This is a genomic window from Nocardioides sp., assembly GCF_035576065.1.
Taxonomy (GTDB): Bacteria; Actinomycetota; Actinomycetes; order Propionibacteriales; family Nocardioidaceae; genus Nocardioides.
Window position 1 is genome coordinate 145,732 of sequence record NZ_DATLWX010000042.1, and the last position, 19,773, is coordinate 165,504.

General features: G+C 69.4%; 22 protein-coding genes. 11 read left to right on the forward strand and 11 right to left on the reverse strand.

The features are described 5' to 3' along the window. The first annotated feature begins 43 nt into the window (after window positions 1-43). The 4 genes from paaB to paaE are packed head-to-tail and all read left to right on the forward strand — an operon-like array spanning window position 44 to window position 2,836. The gene (gene paaB, locus VNJ48_RS18855; RefSeq protein WP_325605057.1) at window positions 44-343 is read left to right on the forward strand and encodes a 1,2-phenylacetyl-CoA epoxidase subunit PaaB; all 300 of its coding nucleotides are present in this window, start codon (window positions 44-46) and stop codon (window positions 341-343) included. Further along, window positions 343-1,251 carry a 1,2-phenylacetyl-CoA epoxidase subunit PaaC gene (gene paaC / locus VNJ48_RS18860; protein WP_325604958.1) on the forward strand — a complete coding sequence of 303 codons (909 nt, stop codon included), beginning with the start codon at window positions 343-345 and terminating at the stop codon, window positions 1,249-1,251. Before paaB ends, paaC begins: the two co-directional genes overlap by 1 nt. Beyond that, window positions 1,248-1,751, forward strand: a complete 504-nt coding sequence (paaD, locus tag VNJ48_RS18865; protein ID WP_325604960.1) for a 1,2-phenylacetyl-CoA epoxidase subunit PaaD — start codon at window positions 1,248-1,250, stop codon at window positions 1,749-1,751. Before paaC ends, paaD begins: the two co-directional genes overlap by 4 nt. Beyond that, on the forward strand, window positions 1,751-2,836 hold the full coding sequence (paaE, locus tag VNJ48_RS18870) for a 1,2-phenylacetyl-CoA epoxidase subunit PaaE (protein WP_325604962.1): 1,086 nt from the start codon (window positions 1,751-1,753) through the stop codon (window positions 2,834-2,836). The genes paaD and paaE overlap by 1 nt, the downstream gene beginning before the upstream one ends. Here paaE and VNJ48_RS18875 read toward each other — a convergent pair. Then, a complete protein-coding gene (locus VNJ48_RS18875) occupies window positions 2,788-3,507 on the reverse strand; it encodes a TetR/AcrR family transcriptional regulator (protein ID WP_325604964.1) in 720 nt (239 codons plus the stop codon). The two genes, paaE and VNJ48_RS18875, sit on opposite strands and share 49 nt — an antisense overlap. 251 nt (window positions 3,508-3,758) lie before the next feature. Here VNJ48_RS18875 and VNJ48_RS18880 point away from each other — a divergent pair, with 251 nt between their 5' ends. Beyond that, window positions 3,759-5,873 carry a DEAD/DEAH box helicase gene (locus VNJ48_RS18880; RefSeq protein ID WP_325604966.1) on the forward strand — a complete coding sequence of 705 codons (2,115 nt, stop codon included), beginning with the start codon at window positions 3,759-3,761 and terminating at the stop codon, window positions 5,871-5,873. 539 nt (window positions 5,874-6,412) lie between these two features. Then, on the forward strand, window positions 6,413-6,709 hold the full coding sequence (locus VNJ48_RS18885; RefSeq protein WP_325604968.1) for a hypothetical protein: 297 nt from the start codon (window positions 6,413-6,415) through the stop codon (window positions 6,707-6,709). A gap of 88 nt (window positions 6,710-6,797) precedes the next feature. Here VNJ48_RS18885 and VNJ48_RS18890 read toward each other — a convergent pair whose 3' ends face one another. From VNJ48_RS18890 to VNJ48_RS18910, 5 genes are all read right to left on the reverse strand, one after another. Further along, window positions 6,798-7,532 (reverse strand): SDR family oxidoreductase, encoded by a 735-nt coding sequence (locus VNJ48_RS18890; RefSeq protein ID WP_325604970.1) that lies wholly within the window; start codon window positions 7,530-7,532, stop codon window positions 6,798-6,800. Window positions 7,533-7,544: 12 nt separating this feature from the next. Then, a complete protein-coding gene (locus tag VNJ48_RS18895) occupies window positions 7,545-8,210 on the reverse strand; it encodes a histidine phosphatase family protein (RefSeq protein WP_325604972.1) in 666 nt (221 codons plus the stop codon). A 73-nt stretch (window positions 8,211-8,283) separates the two neighbouring features. Continuing rightward, the gene (locus tag VNJ48_RS18900; RefSeq protein WP_325604974.1) at window positions 8,284-9,363 is read right to left on the reverse strand and encodes a phosphotransferase family protein; all 1,080 of its coding nucleotides are present in this window, start codon (window positions 9,361-9,363) and stop codon (window positions 8,284-8,286) included. Continuing rightward, on the reverse strand, window positions 9,360-10,133 hold the full coding sequence (locus VNJ48_RS18905; RefSeq protein ID WP_325604976.1) for an SDR family NAD(P)-dependent oxidoreductase: 774 nt from the start codon (window positions 10,131-10,133) through the stop codon (window positions 9,360-9,362). Before VNJ48_RS18905 ends, VNJ48_RS18900 begins: the two co-directional genes overlap by 4 nt. Next, window positions 10,130-11,395 (reverse strand): acyl-CoA dehydrogenase family protein, encoded by a 1,266-nt coding sequence (locus VNJ48_RS18910; RefSeq protein ID WP_325604978.1) that lies wholly within the window; start codon window positions 11,393-11,395, stop codon window positions 10,130-10,132. The genes VNJ48_RS18905 and VNJ48_RS18910 overlap by 4 nt, the downstream gene beginning before the upstream one ends. A 40-nt stretch (window positions 11,396-11,435) precedes the next feature. On the opposite strand from VNJ48_RS18910, the gene VNJ48_RS18915 reads away from it, so the two are divergent. The 3 genes from VNJ48_RS18915 (at window position 11,436) to VNJ48_RS18925 (ending at window position 13,657) form a co-directional block, all read left to right on the forward strand. Then, the gene (locus VNJ48_RS18915; protein ID WP_325604980.1) at window positions 11,436-12,020 is read left to right on the forward strand and encodes a TetR/AcrR family transcriptional regulator; all 585 of its coding nucleotides are present in this window, start codon (window positions 11,436-11,438) and stop codon (window positions 12,018-12,020) included. A 147-nt stretch (window positions 12,021-12,167) separates the two neighbouring features. Continuing rightward, on the forward strand, window positions 12,168-12,536 hold the full coding sequence (locus tag VNJ48_RS18920; RefSeq protein WP_325604983.1) for a hypothetical protein: 369 nt from the start codon (window positions 12,168-12,170) through the stop codon (window positions 12,534-12,536). Then, entirely contained in the window at window positions 12,533-13,657 is a 1,125-nt protein-coding gene (locus VNJ48_RS18925; protein ID WP_325604985.1) for a hypothetical protein, read from the forward strand. Before VNJ48_RS18920 ends, VNJ48_RS18925 begins: the two co-directional genes overlap by 4 nt. An 87-nt stretch (window positions 13,658-13,744) precedes the next feature. Here the strand turns inward: VNJ48_RS18925 and VNJ48_RS18930 are convergent, their stop codons facing one another. The 3 genes from VNJ48_RS18930 to VNJ48_RS18940 all read right to left on the reverse strand — a co-directional run bounded on the left by VNJ48_RS18930 (window position 13,745) and on the right by VNJ48_RS18940 (window position 17,297). Then, window positions 13,745-15,256: an MXAN_6640 family putative metalloprotease gene (locus VNJ48_RS18930; protein ID WP_325604987.1), complete on the reverse strand. Its 1,512-nt coding sequence runs from the start codon at window positions 15,254-15,256 to the stop codon at window positions 13,745-13,747. Between the two features lie 93 nt (window positions 15,257-15,349). Next, window positions 15,350-16,843, reverse strand: a complete 1,494-nt coding sequence (locus tag VNJ48_RS18935; RefSeq protein WP_325604989.1) for an MXAN_6640 family putative metalloprotease — start codon at window positions 16,841-16,843, stop codon at window positions 15,350-15,352. 58 nt (window positions 16,844-16,901) lie between these two features. Further along, the gene (locus VNJ48_RS18940) at window positions 16,902-17,297 is read right to left on the reverse strand and encodes an adenylyltransferase/cytidyltransferase family protein (protein ID WP_325604991.1); all 396 of its coding nucleotides are present in this window, start codon (window positions 17,295-17,297) and stop codon (window positions 16,902-16,904) included. Between the two features lie 56 nt (window positions 17,298-17,353). Between VNJ48_RS18940 and VNJ48_RS18945 the strand changes: the two genes are divergently transcribed. Both VNJ48_RS18945 and VNJ48_RS18950 read left to right on the forward strand, forming a co-directional pair. Continuing rightward, window positions 17,354-18,610 carry a DUF445 domain-containing protein gene (locus tag VNJ48_RS18945; protein WP_325604993.1) on the forward strand — a complete coding sequence of 419 codons (1,257 nt, stop codon included), beginning with the start codon at window positions 17,354-17,356 and terminating at the stop codon, window positions 18,608-18,610. A 52-nt stretch (window positions 18,611-18,662) separates the two neighbouring features. Continuing rightward, window positions 18,663-18,884 carry an RNA-binding S4 domain-containing protein gene (locus VNJ48_RS18950; RefSeq protein ID WP_325605059.1) on the forward strand — a complete coding sequence of 74 codons (222 nt, stop codon included), beginning with the start codon at window positions 18,663-18,665 and terminating at the stop codon, window positions 18,882-18,884. 16 nt (window positions 18,885-18,900) lie between these two features. Here the strand turns inward: VNJ48_RS18950 and VNJ48_RS18955 are convergent, their stop codons facing one another. Beyond that, the gene (locus tag VNJ48_RS18955; RefSeq protein ID WP_325604995.1) at window positions 18,901-19,269 is read right to left on the reverse strand and encodes an FKBP-type peptidyl-prolyl cis-trans isomerase; all 369 of its coding nucleotides are present in this window, start codon (window positions 19,267-19,269) and stop codon (window positions 18,901-18,903) included. A gap of 47 nt (window positions 19,270-19,316) precedes the next feature. Further along, the gene (locus VNJ48_RS18960; protein WP_325604997.1) at window positions 19,317-19,748 is read right to left on the reverse strand and encodes a CBS domain-containing protein; all 432 of its coding nucleotides are present in this window, start codon (window positions 19,746-19,748) and stop codon (window positions 19,317-19,319) included. Window positions 19,749-19,773: the final 25 nt, after the last annotated feature.

Sequence of the window (19,773 nt, forward strand, 5' to 3'; positions counted from 1 at the left end):
CGGCGGGCACGGCGCCGTACCCCTCGAAGGCGTGCCGACCGGACTGGGGCAGCAGCCGCCGCAGCCCGAGTGGCCGCTCTACGAGATCTTCGTCCGCGGCAAGCGCGGCCTCAACCACGTGCACGTCGGCTCGCTGCACGCCGCTGACGACGAGATGGCCGTGCGGCACGCCCGTGACGTCTACACCCGCCGCAACGAGGGCGTCAGCATCTGGGCGGTCCGCGCCGACCTCATCGTCGCGTCCAGCCCCGACGAGAAGGACCCGTTGTTCGACCCGGCCGGCGACAAGGTCTATCGGCACCCGACGTTCTACGACATCCCCGACAACGTTCCGCACATGTGATGGACGACCACGAATCCGTCTACGACGGCCTGCTCGGCGGCGACGCCTCCCAGTGGGCCTTCGGCACCGACTTCGAGGACCCGCTCGCGGGCGTCGACACGACGATTCCGGCAGGCGTCGACGGCGCCGCCCTGGCGGCGTACTGCCTGATGCTCGGCGACGACGCGCTGATCTATGCCCACCGGCTCTCGGAGTGGACCAGCAACGCCCCGGACCTCGAGGACGACATCGCGCTGGCCAACATCGCCCTTGACCTCCTGGGTCAAGCACGGCTGCTGCTCGCCCGAGCTGCCGCTGCCGACGCCTCGGTGGTGCCCCAGATGCCCGAGGGCTCGCCGGTCCCGGCCGAGGACGCGCTCGCCTTCTTCCGCGACGAGCACGCCTTCCGCAACGTGGGGTACGTCGAGGCGGTCAACGGCGACTTCGCCGTCACCATCGCCCGCCTGCTCCTCTTCTCCTCCCACCGCCTCGCCCTCCTCCAACGCCTCGCCGCCAGCGTCGACCCGGTCCTGTCGGCCATCGCGGCGAAGGGCGTCAAGGAGGTCACCTACCACCGTGACTACGCCGGCCGCTGGTTCGTGACCCTGGCCGGTGGCACCGAGGAGTCGCGACGGCGGCTGGTCGCCGGGCTGCGCACGGTGTGGCCGACGTACGCCGAGCTGTCGAGGCCCACACCTGTCGAGACCCTCGCCGCGGAGCAGCGCTTCGGGGTCGATCCCGCTGTGCTCACCGATGAGGTGGACGCGGTCGTCGACCATGTCCTCGCCACCGCCGGTCTCGAGCGGCCGGACCTCCCCCCGTCCGGCACTGGCGCGATGGGGCGCAACGGGCGGCACACCGAGGAGATGGGTCGCCTGCTCGCGGAGATGCAGGTGGTCGCTCGCGCCCACCCCCGGGGGAAGTGGTGACCGCCCTCGCCGAGGGGCGCACGCACGCCCGGGAGATTGCCGGCACCGTCGTGGACCCCGAGATGCCGATGCTGACGCTGGTCGACCTCGGCGTGCTGCGCGACGTCACCGAGAGCGGGGCCCGCGTGAGCGTCACGATCACGCCGACCTACTCCGGGTGCCCGGCGATGGCGACCATGCGCGACGACCTCGTGCACGCGCTGACCGACGCCGGCTATGCCGAGGTCGAGGTGAAGATCAGCCTCAGTCCGGCGTGGTCCAGCGACTGGATCACTCCGGAGGGACGGCGCAAGCTCCGCGCCCACGGGCTCTCGGCCCCCGGCCCGAGCCCGACCGGCCCCGTGCAGCTCAACCTCGCGCCCATCCGCCGCGCGATCGACTGCCCCCGGTGCGGGAGCGCTGACGTGCGGCTGACGTCCGAGTTCGGTCCGACCGCGTGCAAGGCGCTCTACCGGTGCAACGACTGCCTGGAGCCCTTCGAACACGTCAAGGAGATCTGATGCTCGACATTTCTCGACCGGCGTCCCGACCCGCACGCGGCTTCCACCCGCTGACGGTCTCCTCGGTGGAGGTCCTGACCGACGACTCCGCTGCCATCACGTTCAGCGTCCCCGACGACCTGCGCGACGACTTCGCCTTCGCGGCCGGCCAGTCGCTCACGTTGCGTCGGGTGATCGACGGCACCGAGCACCGACGGTCCTACTCGATCTGCGCGCCGGCCGGGGCCGCCCCGCGCATCGGCGTACGCGAGATCCCCGACGGCCTGTTCTCCCGCTGGCTGACGCGGGAGGTGCGGCCCGGCGACGTGATCGAGGTCCAGGCGCCGAGCGGGTCGTTCACGGCCACCGAGGAGCTGCCCGGCCGCCACCTGTGCATCGCGGCCGGCTCGGGCGTCACCCCCATGCTGTCGATCGCCTCCACCGTGCTTCGCAACCCCGAAGCCAGCGTGACCCTGTTGTACGGCAACCGGCGGACCTCGTCGGTGATGTTCGCCGAGGAGCTGGCCGACCTCAAGAACCGCCATCGCGAGCGGCTCGAGCTGGTGCACGTGCTCTCCCGCGAGCCACGCGACGTCGAGCTGTTCTCGGGGCGTCTCGACGCGGAGCGCCTGCGCCGGCTGATCACGCTGCTCGTGCCGGTCGGGGCCGTGGACCACGTGTGGCTGTGCGGTCCCTTCGGGCTGATCGCCGACGCGCGTCAGGTCCTCGGCGAGCTGGGGGTGCCCGAGGACCGGGTGCACTTCGAGCTCTTCTACGTCGACGAGCCGCCACCCGAGCTGGACCGTCTCGAGCCGCTCATCGAGGGCGACGTCAGCGAGGTCACGATCTCGCTCGATGGCCGGAGGACCACCTCGCCGATGCCGCGGGGCACCTCGATCCTGGACGGCGCCGCGGTCTCGCGCAACGACCTTCCCTTCGCCTGCAAGGGCGGCGTGTGCGGCACCTGCCGGGCACACGTGACGAGTGGCGAGGTCGACATGCGGCGCAACTACGCCCTGGGCGACGACGAGGTCGAGCGCGGCTTCGTGCTGACGTGTCAGACGTTCCCGGTCTCGGGCGAGGTGGCCGTCGACTTCGACGCCTGAGCGTCGGGCGGCGACCTGGGATCTGGGCGCTGAGGGTCGGGGCGCTGGGTCAGGCCGTCGAAGGCGATGCCGGTGATCGCGTGGGCGAGGGCTCCCGCGTCGACCGAGCCGCCGGTGTGGAACCACTCGATCGAGCTGTTGACCATGCCGAACAGCAGCCGGCTGATGAGTTCGGGCTCGATGTCGGTGCGCAGGCTTCCTTCGCGTACGGCGTCGCGCACGAGCTCGGCCAGGGCGTCGTCGATGGCCCGGCGACGCGCGAGGGCGGCCTGCTCGACCTCGCTGTTGCCCCGGGCCCGCAGGAGCAGGGTGACCGCCGGGAGGTGCTCGACGAGGATCTCGACCGAGGACCGGATGGCCGCACGGAGCCGCTCCTCCGCCGGCTTGTCGCTGGTGGCCGCGATGGTGGTGACGGTGCTGCTGAGTGCCCCCAGCGCCTCGTCGAGACCGGACGCGAGGAGGTGCTCCTTGCTCGGCACGTGGTGGTAGATCGCAGACTTGGACAACCCCAGCTCCCGGGCGAGGTCGCCCATGCTGGTGGCGTCGTAGCCCTGGCGGTTGAAGAGGTCGATCGCTCGGCGCAGGACGGTCTCCTGGTCGTAGCCCGGCCTGCCGCGGCGCACCGTGCCGATCTCGCCCCCGGTCGCTGGGTCGAGCTCGGACGCGGTCATCCGCCCACCCTGCCATGAGCACGCCACGCGGGTGCACGCATCCGGGTGGCGTCGAGGTAGGATGGGCCTCGCCTTCGTCGCTGGACCACCCGGTTCGGTGTCGGAGCCCCGGCTCATCCAGTGCCGCACGTGACTCCTCTGTCGCGTGGCGCCCGCCGGGTTCTGCGTCGCCGTCAAGCCGCCAAGTCTGCTGCGACGCAGGTAGTGCTGTCTGTCGCGAGGCGCGATCAGGCAACTCGAGGAGGAACTGAGTGGCTCAGCGAAGCCGACGCACATCCACCGCACGTCGCGGCGGCACCAAGGTGATCCGCAAGGACAACGACGGCATCATCCCCGTGCTGGCCAGGTCGGTGCGCGAGGTGGAGCAGGCAGCCGAGCGCGGCAAGGTGGCGCCGCACGGCCGGGCGACGTTCCAGGTGGTCGCGTTGCTGGTGCGCGACGAGCGCCAGCGCCTCAACGCCGACACCGAGCTCGGGGAGGGCCGCAAGGCCGAGCAGCTCAAGCGTCTCGACGGGATCGCCACGATCCTGGCGAAGGCCGCGGCCCGCGACACCTCGCTGCTCCAGCTGCTGGCCGAGGATGCCGAGGTGTCCGAGGGAGCCAGGGCGCTCAAGCGGCAGATGCTCAAGTCGGCGGGGATCGAGGCCCCCGAGGAGGTCGAGGGTCCGAAGCCCGAGACCGCGGCCACGACGTCCTCGCGGCGCACCACTCCCCAGTCGGTGATCTCGCGCCAGCTGGCCAACCCCTTCCTCGCACCCGACTTCTCAACCGCTGAGGCCCTTCGCGTCCAGTCCGGCCGACTGGCCAACTGGGAGCTCCTCGAGCCCCTCTTCAAGTCCTTCGAGTACGTCGGCGGGGGTGCCGCCGCGTGCATGAGACTGCCGGACCCCGTCCCCGTCCCGGGAGTCGCGCTGATGGCGCACCAGGCGCAGCTCGTGGCTGTTGCCGCCGCCGGACACCGCACGTTTCTGCTCGCCGACGAGCCCGGCCTGGGCAAGACCGCCCAGGCGCTGCTCGCCGCGCAGGCTGCCAACGCCTGGCCGCTGCTCTGCGTCGTACCCAACGTCGTCAAGGCCAACTGGGCCCACGAGGTCAGCCTGTGGACCCCCAACCGCTCCGTCACCGTCATCCACGGCGACGGCGAAGAGGTCGACGGCTTCGCCGACATCATCGTCGTCAACTACGAGGTGCTCGACCGCCACGTCCAGTGGCTCGGCAACCACGGCTTCCGCGGGATGGTCGTGGACGAGGCGCACTTCATCAAGAACAAGAGCTCACAGCGCTCCCAGCACGTGCTCGAGCTCTCCCAACGGATCCAGACCCGGATCGCGCGGCCGCTCCTGATGGCGCTCACCGGCACGCCGCTGATCAACGACATCGAGGACTTCCGGGCGATCTGGCAGTTCCTCGGCTGGATCGACGACCACAAGCCGCTGCCGGCGCTGATGAACAAGCTCGAGGACACCGGGCTGATGCCCGGGGAGCCCGGCTTCTATCCCAACGCCCGCCGCTCAGTGATCGAGATGGGCATCGTCCGCCGCCGCAAGATCGACGTCGCAGCCGACATCCCTGCCCGACGCGTGGCCGACCTCCCCGTCGAGCTCGAAGGAGCCGAGGGTCGCTCCATCCGCGACGCCGAGCGCAACCTGTCGCGCCGCCTGGTCTCCCGCTACGACGCCGCGCTCGAGGCGCGGACCACGAAGGTCGTCGTGGACGGCATCGACCTCGACCTCGTCCGACGCGTCGCCAAGTGGGAGCGCGAGGACATGGAGTCGGCCAAGGACGGCGAGAACGTCTTCTCGATGATGCGTCGCATCGGCCAGGCCAAGGCCGGGCTCGCTGCCGACTACACCGCGCAGCTGGCGCGCAGCGTCGGCAAGGTGGTCTTCTTCGCCAAGCACATCGACGTGATGGACGAGGCCCAGGAGAGCTTCACCAAGCGTGGCATCAACTTCGTCTCGATCCGGGGCGACCAGACCGCCAAGGCGCGAGCCGCGGCGATCGAGTCCTTCACCAAGGACCCCGAGACCTCGATCATCGTCTGCTCGCTCAGCGCCGCGGGCGTCGGGCTGAACCTCCAGGTCGCGTCCAACGTGGTGCTGGCCGAGCTGTCGTGGACCGACGCCGAGCAGACCCAGGCGATCGACCGGATCCACCGCATCGGTCAGTCCGAGCCGGTCACCGCCTGGCGGATCATCGCCGCGCAGACGATCGACTCGAAGATCGCTGAGCTGATCGACTCCAAGGCGGGGTTGGCTGCCCGGGCCCTCGACGGCGCCGACGAGATCGCGTCCTCGGTCGACGTCCAGCTCGAAGCCCTCGTCGGCCTGCTCACCGACGCGCTCGAGGCGCGCGGCGGGCGCTGAGGTTCCGACCTGGCGGGTGCGTGAGCCACCTTCGGTACGCCGAAAGTGTGGCTGTGGCACCGCTGGCCGGCGACCTCTTTGGCGCGAGGCAGGCGGCGTACACCCCCGGCATCACCACTCGCGAGCGGTGAGCGAGGTCACCTCCGGGATGTCGAAGGGTGCGGCTCTGGCTCAGCGCCGAACGGAAGAAGCTGTCAATAGACCGTTTGGACCATAGCCGGGCATGCGGTAGGTCCCTAGCGTTCGGTCCGTCCCTCAGATCTGGGGCGGTCTCGGTCGGGGGAAGTCTTGATGTCTTGCCGGAATCGGGTTCAGTTCGGTGGCTGTCTGGTCGACACAGCAAGCCGGCTCCGCGCGTCTCGAGTCCGGGCCAAAACCGGACTTGCGACGACCGTGAACCGCGACCGAGCGCAACAGTCGAGAGGGCCCGGCTCCAAATGATGACGAGGTCACGTCAGGGGAGAGCAACAGCGGGTGCCGCTGCGACGGCTTTGCTGTTGAGTGCCTGCGGAGTCGGAAACCTTTTTGGTGATCACGAGGTGGTGATCTCCGTCCAGAACGACACACCGGACAGCTTGTACGCAGGCGTCACTGATCATGACCAAGGCCCGGGATTCGGCGGCGACATCGCTCCAGGGGAACAACGTGTCGTCAGTTGGAGCCCGTGCAAGACCGCCTGGCTGGTCCTGAGCGAGTCTGATGATCCATCGGCCGTCGAGCTGGCCAGACATGAAGTCACACTGTGTCCCGGTGATGACGTGACAGTGACCCCTGACTACGAACTCACCATCACCTGTGGCGAACAGTCCCTGCGCGAACGCGGACCCGACTGCTGACATCCGGAATGACACCGAGGCCGTCACGGTCCGATGCGAAGGCAGACTGCCACGCCTCCCAGCGGAAAAGCCCTTGCGGGAGCGGAGCTCAGCCCATCAGCTTGCGGGCGAGCGGCAGCGGCAGGTGCTCGAGCGCGAAGCCGATGGGCACCCACGGCCAGGCCGGCACCCGCGCGGACGACTTCTCCTTCTCGATCGCGGCCACCATGGCACGGACGCCACGCTCGGTCGAGGCCACCAGCGGCGTCGTCTTCGACGTGGCAGACATCTCCGAGACGATGTAGCCCGGGTAGAGCACCGTGACCTTGATCGGGGTGTCCATCACGTCGGCGCGGAAGCCCTCGGCGAGGTGGGCGACGGCGGCCTTGGTGGCGGCGTACGTCGTGATGTTCCCGGGCATCCCGCGCAGCGCCGAGACCGACGAGACCATCACCAGCTGGCCAGAGTTCTGCTCGCGGAAGATGCGGGCCGCTGCCTCGGTCTGGGCGAGAGCGCCGATGAAGTTCGTCTGCGCCGTGGCCAGATTGGCGTCGAAGCGACCGGTGCCGAGTGGTTGGCCCTTGCCGAGGCCGGCGTTGACGACGACCTTGTCGATGGTGCCGAACTCCGTCCGGAACTCCTCGAAGACACCGAAGACCGCGTCGTGGTCGTTGACGTCGAGGGCCTTGACGCTGACCCGGACCGAGGACAGCGAGGCTGCGAGCTCGTCGAGCCGGTCGGTGCGCCGCGCACACAGAGCCAGGTCGTAGCCGAGGGCCGCGAACTGGCGCGCCATCTCGGCGCCGAGCCCGGCGGAGGCGCCGGTGATCAGGATGGTGGGCATCTGGAGGAGGTCCTATCGGTAGGTCTGGTGGGCGGGGGAGAGGTGGGTGTGCTCGTTGAAGGCGAGCAGGGTGGCGCCCCGCGAACCGACGACGAAGCTCGTGACGCCGGCGTTGATGGTCACCTGGTTGAGGCGCAGCCAGAGGTCGGCTGCGCCATTTCCTGGGCTGCCGAGGGCGGCCGCGGCCGCCCAGGAGACGGGTCCGCCGCTGGTGAAGACGACCGCGGTGCCGCCGGACCCCAGGGCGACCCGGGTCCGCTCGAACGCAGCGGAGACCCGCTCGCAGAAGTCCGCGAACGACTCGTCGTAGTCGTCGTGCTTGCCGCCGGTCCAGCGCAGGGTGGCGTCGGAGAACCAGCGCTGGAAGGCGCGCCGGTCCGTTGTCAGGTCGACGCCCTCGGGTGCCGGGTGCCGAGAGAGGACCTGGAGGTGGTCGAACTCGTTCCAGCCCTCGTCCGTCTCGACACCGAGCTCCCAGCCGGCTCCCTCGCAGGCCCCGACGGCGGTCTGCTGGTGCCGCTTCATGGCCCCCGAGAACAGCGCGTCGGGGGTGATGTCCTGCGCGGCGAGGGCGGCGCCGAGCGTACGCGCCTGGGACTCTCCCATGGTCGAGAGCTGGTCGTAGTCCTCGGCTCCCCACGAGGCCTGTCCGTGGCGCACCAACAAGATGCGACTCACGCACGTACTCGCTTCGCTCCGTGCGCACGTGAGGCCCAGACGCTGCGTTGGATCGCTCGCTCGCTTCGCTCGTTCACGCGAGCAGCTCGGCGATGCGGCGATCGAGGATCTGCACGCCGGGGCCGAAGAGCGCGAACATCTCGTTGCTGGTCTGCCCGTGGAAGTAGCGGTAGTAGATCTGCTGGGCGATGACCGCGTTGCGGAACAGCCCGAAGACCTCGTAGAACCGCCACGCATCGGGGGTCAGGTCGAACCCCATCCGCTCGCAGTAGCGCTGCACGAACTCGTCGCGGGTGATCATGCCGGGCAGGTCGGTCGGCACCCGCTTGGTCAGCCGGAGCTCCTCGGAGTCGTCGGCCTGGATCCAGAAAGCCAGGGCGCCACCGAGGTCCATCAACGGGTCGCCCAGGGTCGCCATCTCCCAGTCCAGGACGCCGATGACCCGCGTCGGGTCGTCCGCTGCGAAGACCAGGTTGTCCACCTTGAAGTCGTTGTGGATCACGCAGGTGGCCACGTCGGCGGGCTGGTGGGCGTCGAGCCAGGCCATGACCTCGGTGAACTCCGGGTTGTCCGGGGTGTGCGCGTTGCGGTAGCGCATCGACCACCCTTCGACCTGACGGCGGACATAGCCCGTCCCCTTGCCGAGGTGCGTCAGGCCGGCCGCATCGGCGTCCACGCTGTGCAGCTCGGCGGTCACCTCGACGACGTTGAGGCACAGCTGCCGCGCCTGCTCGGGTGTCAGGGGGACACCAGCTGGCCAGGTGCTGCGCGGGATCAGGCCGTCGATCCGCCCCATGACGTAGAAGTCACCACCGAGGACCGACTCGTCGTCACAGAAGCCCACCATCGGGGCGACGTAGGGGAACACGGGGGCGAGCGCCGACTGGATCGCGAACTCGCGGCGCATGTCGTGGGCGCCCTTGGCCTTGGTGCCCCGCGGTGCGCGTCGCAGGATGAGGTCGCGGTCGGGGTAGCGCAGCAGGTAGGTCAGGTTGGACGCACCGCCCGAGAACTGCCGCACCTCGGGCGTCCCCTCGAGCCCGGCGGCGCGGGGGGCGTCGGGGGCGTTGGCCCGCAGCCAGGACGCGACGGCGTCGACATCGAAGGAGTCCTCCTCCCGCACCGCGCGGGCGCCGGGCACCTCGGCGTTCACGACAGGGCATCCAGCCGAGCGGCCTGGTGACGCATGACCTTGTCGTACGCCGCACGGTCGGCCCACTTGAGGAAGTAGGCCTGACGCGCCGCCTCGTCGGGCACGATCACGTCCTCGACGGCCTCGATACCGGCCAGCACCGCCGAGGCGATGTCGTCGGCGGTGACCGCCGAGCCCTCGACCAGCTCGGTGATCACGGTCGCGAGGGCCTCGTCCTGGCCCTGCATGGAGTCCAGCAGGTTGGTCCGGAAGTAGGAGGGGCAGACCGCGCTGGCGCGGATGCCGTACGCCGCAAGCTCGTGCCCGCAGGTCTCGGTGAACGCCACGACGGCAGCCTTGACTGCGTTGTAGGAGCCCATCCCGCCCGGGTGGACCAGGCCTGCCAGGGACGCGACGTTGACGATGTGGCCGGATTTCTGCGCCTTGAGCATCGGGGTGAACGTCTGCACACCGCGGACGACTCCGAAGAGGTTGATCTCGGTGATCCACCGCCAGTCGTCCATGGAGCACAGCTCGATCCGGCCCCCGCCGGCGACCCCGGCGTTGTTGACGAGGATGTCGAGGCCGCCCCACCGCTCCTCGACGAGTCCCAGCGCCGCCGCCCAGTCGTCGTCCGAGGTGATGTCCAGGACGAGGTCGATGCCGTCCGCCGCGACCCGATCGGTCGCGAGCACCTCGTCGCCCCGGATGCGGAACGCGCTGGTCAGGGCCTCACCCAGACCTGACGCGGCACCGGTGACCAGGACGCGGCGCGGGGTCGCGGCGTTCACGCGCTGGTCCGGGCGCCGGACTTGCCGAGCTCGATCTTGGCGATCACGTTGCGATGCACCTCGTCCGGCCCGTCCGCGAGCCGGAGCGAGCGAGCGCCGACGTAGGCGCCGGCCAGCGGGAAGTCGTCGGTCATCCCGGCACCGCCGTGCAGCTGGATCGCCATGTCAATCACGTCGAGGGCCATGTTGGGCACCTCTACCTTGATCTCGCTGACGGCCGACAGGGCCTCGATGGACATCCCCTGGTCGAGCAGCCACGCGGCGTGCATGACGAGCAGGCGGGAGCGGTTGATCGCGATGCGGGCGTCGGCGATGCGCTCGCGGTTGCCGCCGAGGTTGGCGAGCGGCTTGCCGAAGGCGGTCCGGCTCAGCGCGCGGTCGCAGGCGAGCTCGAGGGCGCGCTCGGCGAGCCCGATGGCGCGCATGCAGTGGTGGACGCGACCGGGGCCGAGGCGGCCCTGCGCAATCTCGAACGCACGACCCTCGCCGAGCAGGATGTTGGTGGCGGGCACCCGCACGTCGTCGAAGGTCACGTCGCCGTGGCCCAAGGGCTCGTCGTAGTAGCCCATGGTGGTGAGCATCCGCTCGACCTTCACGCCGGGTGCGTCCCGCGGCACCAGCACCATGGTGTGGCGCGAGTGCCGGTCGGCGTCCGGGAAGGTCAGCCCCATGAAGACGAGGAGCTTGCACTCGGGGTTGCCGACGCCGGTGGAGAACCACTTGCGTCCGTTGATGACGACCTCGTCGCCGTCGCGGATCGCCGTCGCCTCCATGTTGGTCGCGTCCGAGGAGGCGACGTCGGGCTCAGTCATGCAGAAGGCGCTGCGGATCTCGGACCGCAGGAGCGGCTCGAGCCACTGGGCCCGCTGCTCGTCGGTGCCGTAGCGCAGCAGGACCTCCATGTTGCCGGTGTCCGGCGCGTTGGAGTTGAAGATGAGGGGGGCGAGGAAGGAGCGGCCCATCGCCTCGGCCAACGGCGCGTAATCGATGTTGCTGAACCCGTCGCCGCCGTCGGTGCCGAAGTCCGCGGCGTACGACCCGGCATGCTCGGCGGGCAGGAAGAGGTTCCACAGGCCCTGCTGGCGGGCCTTGGCCTGGAGCTCCTTGATCCGCGGGTCGGGAGTCCAGCTGTCACCGCCGCTCTCGCGGGCCTGCTTGATCCGCTCGTGCATGTCAGCCTCGAGCGGCTCGATCTCGGCGTCCATGAAGGCCCGGACGCGCGCTTGCAGATCGGCCGCGCGGGGGGAGAGGGAGAAGTCCATGGCTTGACCCTACCCACACTGTTGAGCAATGCTCAATAGTGTGTCCGATCCTGCACGTCGTCGCCTGAGCGCCGACGACCGGCGCCGCCAGCTCGTCGGGATCGGCCTGTCGATGATCATCGAGACGCCCATCCAGGACCTCTCCCTGGACCAGGTCGCTGTCGAGGCGGGGATCTCGCGCGGCTTGTTGTTCCACTACTTTCCGACCAAGACCGACTTCTACCTCGCCTGCATCTCCGCTGCGGGTCGCCGCATCCTGCGCAACACCGCCCCGGACACCTCTGCCCCGGGCGTCGACCAGGTCCGCGACATGGTCACCGCGATGGTCGAGCAGATCGACCGGCGTCGCTCGTTCTACCTCACGCTCGTGCACGGAAGCGGTGTTGCCGATCCGCGTGTCAGCGAGGTCTACGACTCGGTGCGTTCGGTCTCCACCGACCGGGTGCTCGACGCGCTGGAGCTCGAGCCCGCAGCGAGGCCGGTCGTGCACGCCTGGTGGGCCTACGTCGAGGACCGCGCGCTCAGCTGGTCAGCGGTGCCGATGCAGGCTCGCCGTGAGTCGTTGGACGCGCTCGTGGATCACTGCGAGCGGGTTCTGGCCACCCTGGGTGCTGAGCCCGGTTGACGTGATGGATCGGTGATCGAGTGAGTGGCGGGCGTGGTGGCGACCGAGCCCGGCGTGTCTTCGCGTAGTAGCGCTGCGCCAAGCGAACTGCCGCGAGTTTGGGCGCACACCTCCGGGGTAGCACTAGGACGGACGAAGGGATGACACATGACCGTCATTGAGATGAAGATGAGCGCGATCTACCGCGCCGCCCACGACGAGCTGCCTGCTAGGGCGACCAGCTTCTCCACCCGCGCCGGTGACATCTCGGGGGCGATCGACCCGATCGTCAACGAGCTCGCGCTGGCTGGCAACCATCCGATCGCCGGGGACCTCGCCGACCTGTCCACCGAGCTCTTCGTCCACCTCCGTTCCATGGTGCGCACCTTCAACGACAGCGCAACGGCGCTGGACGCCATCGCCGACGACTTCTCGAGGGTCGATGCCGAGGCGGGCGCGTGGTTCACCCGGCACCAGCAGTACCTCGGCGACCCTGAGACCGCGCCCGACCCGACCCCACCGGAGAGTGTGAGATGAGCAGCCTCCTGGACCAGCTGGACCCGCTCTTTGCCGAGATCGTCGACGGAATCGGCGAGCTCGACGGCAACGAGGGTTGCGTCGAGGTGTTCGACGGCGAGCAGAACCGCAGGCTCGAGGACGGGTGGTGTCATGAGCCGGGCTATTTCAAGGTTCCCGGATCCCACGCCTGGGAGACGCAGGCGCTGTACGTAGCCATGCACCCCACCCACCCCGGTTTCTGGGACGACCCGGTCTCCAACGCGGACCGCGAGCGACTTGTCCAGGAGTTGTTGACGTCGGTGTGGAACCAACGTCACGACAGCTGGGTCAACAGCGCCGTGCCCATCGTCTACCGCAGCGCCAGCCGCGACGTATGGGAGCCGGACCCCTCGGCGATGGAGGCACCGGTCCAGGCACTGAGTGATCTGACGCGCTGGCTGGCCGAGCAGCTCGAGCCCGGCGCCGGGTGGACCTCCCCTGAGGACGGCGGGGCGCCGAAGTGGCTCGCCGACCTGCGTCAGCACTGGCCGGCGACGTCGCAGAGCTCGGAGTCTTTCTACGACTTCTGGAACGACGTCAACGACAAGTGTGGCCTCTACCTGCACGCCGCGGCCCGCCTCGCTTCATCGAGCGCCCAGGTTGCCGCGGCTCTCTCCGACTACCAGACAAACCTGTTGAAGGCGACGCAGAAGTGCCGAGACCGCGTCAAGGAGGCGCTCGAGCAGTGGCAGAGCTGGAAGGACAGCAGCGGCGCGTGGCCGACGGGGGCGATGACTGACAACAGCGGGGCCAAGGACATCCTCGGTCACGTCAGCACCGTCACCGGACTCATCGCTCTCTTCCCTCCTGCGGCGCCTGTCAGCGGCGGTATCAGTCTGGTCACGGGGTTGACGACCTACATCGTCCCGGCCGAGACCATCGAGATGGAGGTGCTCAGCGCTGCCACCGCCTCCGACATCCACAGCGGCTTCCTGGCCGATCTGAAACGAATCGCGGAAGAGTTGAGCAAGACACTCGATGGCCTCCGCACCGAGCCTCCTGCCGACGGGGGCACCTTCGCCCACCAGGGGCTGAGGTCATACGCCAACGACGTCGTCGCCAACCAGCGCGACTGGGCGCCGCCCACAGTGCACATCTAGTCGCTGGGTGCCGGTGCACCCCATCGCACGAGACCACATGAGCGGTCCGCGTGAACTGGTGCACAGACCTGCCAGGCTCGAGTGTCCTCAGCGACGCTTCCTCGGCTTGACCGCCTTGGCGACGACGGTGAACAGCTTGTTGTCGTCGAGGGCTTCGCCCTGGCAGACGAATTCTGTGGCCCGACCACACCTGAACCGCGTCGAGACGTTGGCGAACGACACGGTCACCGCGAGGACCTTGGTCGAGCTGAACGGCGCCAGCCTCTGCGCGCGACCGCCGCGGCTGAACCGCACGCGACGACTGGTCAGGGTGCCGTCGAGCTTGTGCACGATCAGGCGGGCGGCGGGACTCGAGCTGCGTGGAGGTCCACTGATGTTGACGCGCAGCTTCCACCTGCGGCCGCTCAGCTCGGCGGCCGGCCTGAGGTTGATCGCCTCCGCCGCCAGGTGGTCGACCTTCTTGCGCTCCACGTGCCGCTTGGCGGCGCGGGTGAGCGTCTCATCGGCGAGCGGGAGCGGGTTCGCATACTCCGCGACCCCGGGGGCCTCTGGATAGGTCAGCGCCGGCGTCGTGTTGGCGGCCGCGAAGTCGGCATACACGTCTGTGAAGCTCTGCCTCTTCTTGCGCAGCACGGCCTTGACGGCGTCGATGGAGTGGTTGCGGCCGTCCTTGCGCAGGCTGCCTGCGGACTCCCACGCTTTCTTGACGAATCCCGTGCCGAAGCGCTCGGTGAGGTATTCCCAGAAGATCCAGTTGCCGTACTGGAAGCCGTGGCTCGTGCTGAAGGCGTCGAGATGGACGTACGGCGCCTGCAGCTGACTCTGGCGGAGGTACTGCCGGTTGTCGTTGACGTCGTCGAAGACCTGCTCCTCCATCCACGTGGCCGTCGACTCGAGCATCCACGGGTCCTCGGCGTAGTCGTAGGAGTACTGGACCGCATGGAAGAACTCGTGCGCCGCGGTCACCCTGAGGTTGTCCTCCGGCGTCTTGGCCGGGAACTGGGTGGGGGAGTAGTCGTTGTCGAGCACGCAGAAGCCGCTGGCCGTGCGAGCGGCCTTGTCGCGTTCTGCGGCGCAGTAGCCGTAGAGACCGACGCCGAGGTCCTTGAGATAGACGTCGAGCCGCGCGTCGCCGCCGTCGATCCCGTCCTTGCGCGGAGCGCGGTAGCCGAGCTGGCGCACCTCGCGGTCGTAGACGGCCTCCATCGTGGCGAGGGTGAGAGCAACCCACTCGGTGCTGGGGGGAGCGTCGGTCGTGGTGGGCACGTAGTGGACGCAGACCTTGGTGCCGCACTGCTTGGTGGAGGCGACGGTGTAGCCGTTGTCGAACGGGTCAGCAGCTCCGTCGGTGGGCCGAGCCAGCAGAGCCGTCGCCTCCAGCGCGTCGGTGCCGGTGAGGTCAGGGCGGGCCAGCCACAGGTCCCGCAGCGCCATGGTGGCCGACGGGTCGGTGGCAAGGGCGTCGCCGGCAAGGACTCGCCCGGCCGTGCCGAGCGGGGACACCGACTCGCGCGACGCGGGCTCGGGCGGCAGGGGCCGAGGATCGGCCGACGCGACGGTCACGCCGCCGGACAGCGGGGCCAGGAGCAGTCCAAGCACCACGACAAGCATGGATGACGACCTACGCACGCAACATGTCCCTTCGTCGCCGGCCCGAGCAGCCGTCTCCTCGAGGTTACGTCAGGGACCTGATCAACGAACAACCTTCACGGACACTGCGAAGCGCTGGCGGTCATCGCGGGGCACCCCGTGGCACGCGAATTCCGTCTGCCGGCCGCAGGCGTAGCGAGTTGACGCGTTGACGAGAAGCAGGACGACTCGACGGACGCGGGACGGGCCGAAGGCCACGAACCGCCGACCGATGCCGCGGTCGTCCAGGTGGATCGGCCCCCGGGCCACCTTCCCGGACTCCAGGAAGACCAAGGTCGTGGCGATCGCTCCCCGCGGTCGCGTGGCGTCCACGGTGATCCGCAGCCGCGAGCCGCCCCGGGTGCCGGGGAGCGCTCGTACGCCGACGGCATGCGAGCTCAGGTGAGGAGCAGCGATGCGTCGAGCCCGCCAGGAGGGCCGCCGTGCGCCGAGGCGGACGGTCCGGTCGGCCGCCGCGGCCCGGTAGCTCGCACCTTCGTCGTAGGAACGGCGCGGGACCATGTTGGCGGCGGTGAACGCCGCGTAGACCCTGGTCATGCCCGGTCCGCGGCTCTCGACGAAGCGACGCACGGCCTCCACCGAGAAGTGGTCGGGTGCGCCCGGCCCGGCGCTGGCCAGGGCCCAGATCTGCCGCACGGCGTCGACACCGTGGCGCTGGGCCAGGAACTGAAAGAAGATCCAGTTGCCGTAGCTCGCGAGGCCCGTCCCGGCGACGTCGAGCGGTGTGCGCCGCTCGGCGAGCTGCCCTGCCAGCAGGAACTGCCGGTTGTCGTTGACGTCGTCGGCGACCTGCTCCTCGATCCAGGTGGCGGTCGCCTCGAGGAACCACCGGTCCTCGCGCACGTCCATGCCGAACTGCACCGCGTGGAACAGCTCGTGCGCCGCGGTGACGCGCAGGCTCTCGTCCGCCGGCATGGGGAAGCCGCGGAAGTCGTTGTCGAAGACGCAGTACGACGACGCGTGTCCGGGCGCCCCGGGGACCGCGGCCTCGGGCGCGCAGTAGCCGTAGAGACCCAGCCGCGAGATGTCGGCCAGGTAGAGGTCGAACTGGGGACCGCCGCCGCGCCCGTCGTCGGTGGGTGGCGCGGGATAGCCGAGCTCCACCATGCGGGCCAGCGAGAACTCGGCCACGGCCAGGTTGCGGCGTACCCAGTCCGGGGTCGTGCCGTCCGTCGTTGCCAGGGGCGGAGCATCCGAGGTGGCGGTGACGTAGTGCACGCAGACTGCCTGGCCGCACAGCCGCTCGCGCGGGGCCGCCGGGTCCCAGAAGAGCTCACCTGACCCGTCCGGCGGGTCGCTGGGGCGCGGAGCGACGTCTCCTCGGCGATATCGGGCTCCACGCTGCGACACGTCGGAGGCGGCCTCGAGGTAGGCGTCGCGCAGGTCCAGCGTGCGGTCGCGCGCAGGCTGCGATGGCTCGTCCGCGCCGTATGCCGACGAGCCCACCGACTGGACGGGTGCGGCTGCCACCGGTCCGCCCGTGATGGTGATGGCCAGCAGCACGAGGGTGGCCGTGAGGAGCCGGACGGATCGCAAGCGGTGCACTCTCTCTCCAGGGCGAGCCGTCAGCCTACAAGTGCGGCCCGTTGGTGCCCTACATCTCCGCGATGTGCTCGATGATCGCAGTCGTCGAGATCGCCGGCGTCCGCGCGAGGTAGACCACCTCGCACACGTCGGAGAACTCGTCGAACTTGCCGGACCAGTCGTCGCCCATGACCAGGACGTCGGCGCCGTGCTCGATCAGGTAGTCGCGCTTGGCCTCGAGGCTGTGCTCGATGAACACCTCGTCAACGACCCTGAGTGCTGCGACGATGGCCAACCGCTCACGCTCGCTGAAGACGGGGACGCGTCCCTTCTTCTTCTCGTTCAGCGCATCCGCCGAGACGCCCACGACGAGCCTGTCACCCAGCGCAGCGGCACGCTCCAGCACGCGGAGATGCCCGACGTGGAAGACGTCGAAGGTGCCGAAGGTGAGCACGGTGCGCGACATGCGCGTCAATGTATCTGGCCGCCTGAGAGGATCCTTGCGTGGCCACACTCCCTCCGATGCCGATGATCACGCCCGACCCGGGTGCGGATGAAGAGCGCCGCCGCGGGCTGCGACGGATGCGCACCGTGGCGGTCTCGCTCCTGGTCTTCGCGGCCGTCGTGTACGCCGCAACGCTGGGTCGCGAAGGGGAGGTGTGGGGCTTCGTCAACGCCGGTGCGGAGGCCTCCATGGTCGGCGCGATCGCCGACTGGTTCGCCGTGACCGCCCTCTTCAAGCACCCGCTGGGCATCCCGATCCCACACACGGCGCTGATCCCCAAGCGCAAGGACGAGCTCGGCAAGGGCCTCGAGGAGTTCGTCGGGGAGAACTTCCTGCAGGAGGACATCATCCGCGAGCGGGTGGTCGCGGCCGCGATCTCGGAGCGCGCGGGCGACTGGCTCTCGGACCCCGCCAACGCCCGCCGGGTCGTCGACGAAGTGTCCGAGGTCGCCGCCATCGCCCTGGGGAAGGTCCGGGACGAGCACATCGCCGACCTGGTCACCGAGGCGTTCGTGCCGCGCTTCCGCGAGGAGCCGATCGCGCCGCTGCTCGGCACGCTGCTCACCGAGCTCGTCAGCGACGACCTCCACCACGGCGTGGTCGACCTCGCGCTGGAGGAGCTCCACCGGTGGCTGGTGCACAACGGGGACACCTTCATCGACGTGCTCGCCGAGCGGGCGCCGTGGTGGGCGCCCCCGCGGCTCAACGAGGCCGTCACGCAGCGCCTCCACCTCGAGGCCATCCGGTGGGTCGCGGACATCCGGGACAACCCCGACCACCACGCGCGCGAGGCGCTGGACTCGATGCTGCGCCAGCTCGGCCAGGACCTCCTGACCGATCCGGCCACCCAGGAGCGGGCCGAACGGTTCAAGGAGAGGCTCCTCGACCACCCCCAGGTCGTCACCACCGCCATCTCGCTCTGGAAGGCGATGCGATCGGCGCTGCTGAGCTCGATGCGCGACCGCGAAGGCGCGGTCCGCAAGCGCCTGCTCGTCGAGCTCAAGGCCTTCGCCGACCGCATCCGGAGCGACGAGGCGCTGCGCAGCAAGCTCGACAAGGCTGCCGCAGACGTGGCCGTCTTCACGGTGTCCCGCTACGGCGCGGAGCTGACGGCGGTGATCACCCACACCATCGAGCGGTGGGACGGCAAGGAGGCCGCGCGCCGGATCGAGCTGCACGTGGGGCGGGACCTGCAGTTCATCCGCATCAACGGCACGATCGTGGGCGGGCTCGTCGGCGTACTGATCCACGCGATCTCGCTGATGGTTAAGTGAGCGCGTGACCGACCCCACGAGCAACCCCGTGCCCGATGCCGTCGACGTCCCGATCCGGGACGACTCGATCCGGCTCGGACAGTTCCTCAAGCTCGCCAACCTGATCGAGTCCGGCTCCGACGCCAAGCCCTTGCTGGCCGACGGCCAGGTCAGTGTCAACGGTGAGGTCGAGACACGACGAGGCCGCCAGCTCGTCGCTGGCGACGTCGTCGCGCTGGCCGGTCAGGCGGCGCGCGTCGCGTCGGGGGAGACGGAGATCGACGTCCCCTGGTGACGCACGTCAGCAGGGGTCAGCTGACCCCGAGCAGGTCCACGACGAAGATCAGCGTCTCGCCGGGCTTGATGGCCCCGCCGGCTCCACGGTCGCCGTAGCCGAGGTGCGGGGGAATGACGAGGCGACGACGGCCGCCCACCTTCATGCCCTGGACGCCGGTGTCCCAGCCGGAGATGACCTGGCCGATGCCGAGGCGGAACTTGAGCGGGTCGCCCCGGTTGTACGACGCATCGAACTCCTCGCCGGTGGAGTGGGCCACGCCGACGTAGTGGACGGAGACGTTGGACCCCTTCGTCGCTTCGGCACCGTCGCCCTCGACGAGGTCGGTGATCTCCAGGTCGGCGGGGGCGTCCCCGATGTGCGGGTCGACGTCTGGCTTGTCCATGGTGGTGCCTTCCGGTAGGTCTGGGGTCTGCCTCAGGGCAGGGTTGATCAGGTCTGGTGGAGGTAGCTGTCCAGCTGGTCGCGCTCGAACTCGAGCTCGCCGATGCGATTCTTCACCACGTCGCCGATGCTGATGATCCCGGTCAGCTTGCCGCCGGTCAGCACGGGCACGTGCCGGACGCGGTGCTCGGTCATCACCCGCATGAGCTCGGTCAGGGCCGCGTCGCCCTCGCAGGTGCGCACGTCGGTGGTCATCAGCTCGGAGACGCGCGCGTCGAGCACGTCGGGCCGGTCGTTCAGGCGGCGTACGACGTCTCGCTCGCTGACGATCCCGTCCACGGACTCGCCATCAGCGCTGACGATCAGCGCTCCCACGTTGTGCTCGGCCAGCAGGGCGACCAGATCACGGACGGATGCGTCCGGGCCGATCGTGATGACGTCGGAACTGGACTTGGCGTTGAGAACGTCGTTGATGCGCATGGCTTCCTCCGCAGATTTTGAATTC

Excerpts from the sequence above, each read along its gene's own strand:
- paaE (WP_325604962.1), top strand. The coding sequence starts at position 1,751 with ATGCTCGACATTTCTCGACCGGCGTCCCGACCCGCACGCGGCTTCCAC.
- VNJ48_RS18925 (WP_325604985.1), top strand. The coding sequence starts at position 12,533 with ATGAGCAGCCTCCTGGACCAGCTGGACCCGCTCTTTGCCGAGATCGTC.
- VNJ48_RS18955 (WP_325604995.1), bottom strand. The coding sequence starts at position 19,269 with ATGGACAAGCCAGACGTCGACCCGCACATCGGGGACGCCCCCGCCGAC.
- VNJ48_RS18945 (WP_325604993.1), top strand. The coding sequence starts at position 17,354 with ATGCCGATGATCACGCCCGACCCGGGTGCGGATGAAGAGCGCCGCCGC.
- VNJ48_RS18960 (WP_325604997.1), bottom strand. The coding sequence starts at position 19,748 with ATGCGCATCAACGACGTTCTCAACGCCAAGTCCAGTTCCGACGTCATC.
- VNJ48_RS18940 (WP_325604991.1), bottom strand. The coding sequence starts at position 17,297 with ATGTCGCGCACCGTGCTCACCTTCGGCACCTTCGACGTCTTCCACGTC.
- VNJ48_RS18910 (WP_325604978.1), bottom strand. The coding sequence starts at position 11,395 with ATGGACTTCTCCCTCTCCCCCCGCGCGGCCGATCTGCAAGCGCGCGTC.
- VNJ48_RS18875 (WP_325604964.1), bottom strand. The coding sequence starts at position 3,507 with ATGACCGCGTCCGAGCTCGACCCAGCGACCGGGGGCGAGATCGGCACG.
- paaC (WP_325604958.1), top strand. The coding sequence starts at position 343 with ATGGACGACCACGAATCCGTCTACGACGGCCTGCTCGGCGGCGACGCC.
- VNJ48_RS18890 (WP_325604970.1), bottom strand. The coding sequence starts at position 7,532 with ATGCCCACCATCCTGATCACCGGCGCCTCCGCCGGGCTCGGCGCCGAG.
- VNJ48_RS18920 (WP_325604983.1), top strand. The coding sequence starts at position 12,168 with ATGACCGTCATTGAGATGAAGATGAGCGCGATCTACCGCGCCGCCCAC.